This window comes from Caldicoprobacter faecalis (assembly GCF_900115765.1).
Lineage (GTDB): Bacteria > Bacillota > Clostridia > Caldicoprobacterales > Caldicoprobacteraceae > Caldicoprobacter > Caldicoprobacter oshimai.
On sequence record NZ_FOXR01000061.1, the window covers coordinates 2,204 to 5,298 of the forward strand.

The window sequence follows — 3,095 nt, forward strand, 5'->3', positions numbered from 1 at the left end:
GGAAGGACGTGGCAAGCTGCGAAAAGCTACGGTGAGCCGCAAGCAGGCGTTGACCCGTAGATCTCCGAATGGGGGAACCCACCTGGCGGTAAGGCCAGGTATCCATGTCTGAACACATAGGGCATGGAGGGGAACCCGGGGAACTGAAACATCTTAGTACCCGGAGGAAAAGAAAGAAAGATCGATTCCCTGAGTAGCGGCGAGCGAAAGGGGAGGAGCCCAAACCGCACTGGCTTATGCTAGTACGGGGTTGAGGACCGGCCGGATAGGTCAAGTGCGGCTAGCCGAACCACCTGGAAAGGTGGGCCAGAGAAGGTGACAGCCCTGTAGGCGAAAGCTGGCAGTTGGCCTGGTCGGGATCCAGAGTACCACGGGACACGAGGAATCCTGTGGGAAGCAGGGAGGACCACCTCCCAAGGCTAAATACTCCCTGGTGACCGATAGCGAAGGAGTACCGTGAGGGAAAGGTGAAAAGCACCCCGGGAGGGGAGTGAAATAGGACCTGAAACCCTGTGTCTACAAGCAGTGGGAGCGCGAGGTGCGCGACCGCGTACTTTTTGCAGAACGGGCCGGCGAGTTACAGTGGCATGCGAGGTTAAGGGCTTTGAAGGCCTGGAGCCGTAGGGAAACCGAGTCCGAATAGGGCGAGTAAGTATGCTGCTGTAGACCCGAAACCAGGTGATCTATCCATGGGCAGGGTGAAGCGGGAGTAAGATCTCGTGGAGGCCCGAACCCACTGGTGTTGAAAAACCAGGGGATGACCTGTGGATAGGGGTGAAATGCCAAGCGAACCTGGAGATAGCTGGTTCTCCCCGAAATAGCTTTAGGGCTAGCCTCAAGTGAAGAGCCGTGGAGGTAGAGCACTGAATGGGCTAGGGGGCGAGAGCTTACCGAACCTTATCAAACTCCGAATGCCACGGCTTGATGCTTGGGAGTCAGACTACGGGAGATAAGTTTCGTAGTCGAGAGGGGAACAGCCCAGATCACCGGCTAAGGTCCCAAAGTTCAGGTTAAGTGGTAAAGGATGTGGGACTGCGAAGACAACCAGGATGTTGGCTTAGAAGCAGCCATGCATTTAAAGAGTGCGTAATAGCTCACTGGTCGAGCGGTCCTGCGCCGAAAATGTTCGGGGCTCAAACCTGACACCGAAGCCGTGGGTTCTGCCGATAAGGTAGAGCGGTAGGGGAGCATCGTATACAGGGCAGAAGCCCGACCGGAAGGCAGGGTGGACTGTATACGAGAGAGAATGCCGGCATGAGTAGCGAGAGGGTGGTGAGAATCCACCCCGTCGGAAGCCTAAGGATTCCTGAGGAAGGTTCGTCCGCTCAGGGTAAGTCGGGACCTAAGCTGAGGGCGAGAGCCGTAGGCGATGGGTAATCGGTTGAGATTCCGATACCACCTGTACCCGACAGAGAGAGGCAGTGACACAGGAGGGCAGGCAGAGCGAGCTGATGGTAGGGCTCGTCCAAGCGGCGAGGCAGGCGAGTGAGTGAAGTACCACTTGCCGTAAATGCTGAGCCGTTAAGGGGACCGAAGGTAAGTAGGGAAGCTGCCGGGCTCACACTGGCGAGAAAAGCTGCTATCGAGGGTGCAGGTGCCCGTACCGCAAACCGACACAGGTAGGCGAGGAGAGGATCCTAAGACGAGCGGGGGAACCCTTGTCAAGGAACTCGGCAAACTGACCCCGTAACTTCGGGAGAAGGGGTGCCCACCGGGAGGTGGGTTGCAGAGAACAGGCCCAAGCGACTGTTTAACAAAAACACAGGTCTCTGCTAACTCGTAAGAGGAAGTATAGGGGCTGACGCCTGCCCAGTGCTGGAAGGTTAAGGGGAAGGGTTAGCGTAAAGCGAAGCTCTGAACCGAAGCCCCAGTGAACGGCGGCCGTAACTATAACGGTCCTAAGGTAGCGAAATTCCTTGTCGGGTAAGTTCCGACCTGCACGAAAGGCGTAACGACTTGGGCGCTGTCTCGACAAGGGGCCCGGCGAAATTGTAGTACCAGTGAAGATGCTGGTTACCCGCGACTGGACGGCAAGACCCCGTAGAGCTTTACTGCAGCCTGATATTGGACTTTGGCATTGGATGTACAGGATAGGTGGGAGGCAGGGAATCATAGACGCCAGTCTATGAGGAGCCGACGGTGGGATACCACCCTTTCAGTGCTGGGGTTCTAACCGCTGGCCGTTATCCGGCAGCGGGACAGTGTCAGGTGGGCAGTTTGACTGGGGCGGTCACCTCCTAAAGGGTAACGGAGGTGCCCAAAGGTCCTCTCAGGATGGTTGGGAACCATCTGGTGAGTGCAAAGGCAGAAGGGGGCCTGACTGTGAGAGGGACACCTCGAGCAGGGACGAAAGTCGGGCTTAGTGATCCGGCGGTATCGAGTGGGAGAGCCGTCGCTCAACGGATAAAAGCTACCTCGGGGATAACAGGCTGATCTCCCCCAAGAGTCCACATCGACGGGGAGGTTTGGCACCTCGATGTCGGCTCGTCGCATCCTGGGGCTGGAGCAGGTCCCAAGGGTTGGGCTGTTCGCCCATTAAAGCGGCACGTGAGCTGGGTTCAGAACGTCGTGAGACAGTTCGGTCCCTATCCGTCGCGGGCGCAGGAAATTTGAGGGGAGCCGTCCCTAGTACGAGAGGACCGGGATGGACGTACCGCTGGTGAACCAGTTGTCACGCCAGTGGCACAGCTGGGTAGCTAAGTACGGAAGGGATAAACGCTGAAGGCATCTAAGCGTGAAGCCCACCCCAAGATAAGATTTCCCATCCGGTAAGCGGAGTAAGGCCCCTCGAAGAAGACGAGGTAGATAGGTCCGGGGTGTAAGTGCAGCAATGCACTTAGCTGACGGATACTAATAGGCCGAGGGCTTGATCGAGTAGCTCTGCATTGTGCGGTTTTGAGGGTGCAGTGAGCGCTTTAAGGAGGCGCGGTTAGCACCTTGAGAAAAATGAAGTGAGAAAAATGAAGAGGGAAAGAGAGATTCCGGTGACAATAGCGAAGGGGAAACACCTGTATCCATTCCGAACACAGAAGTTAAGCCCTTCAGCGCCGATGGTACTAGAGGGGAGACCCTCTGGGAGAGTAGGTCGTTGCCGG

2 rRNA genes are annotated in these 3,095 nt (G+C 56.9%); both read left to right on the forward strand.

The features are described from left to right. Window positions 1-2,868 (forward strand): 23S ribosomal RNA (locus BM241_RS11795). Window positions 2,869-2,980: 112 nt separating this feature from the next. Beyond that, a 5S ribosomal RNA gene (gene rrf, locus BM241_RS11800) occupies window positions 2,981-3,095 on the forward strand; the annotation flags it as partial.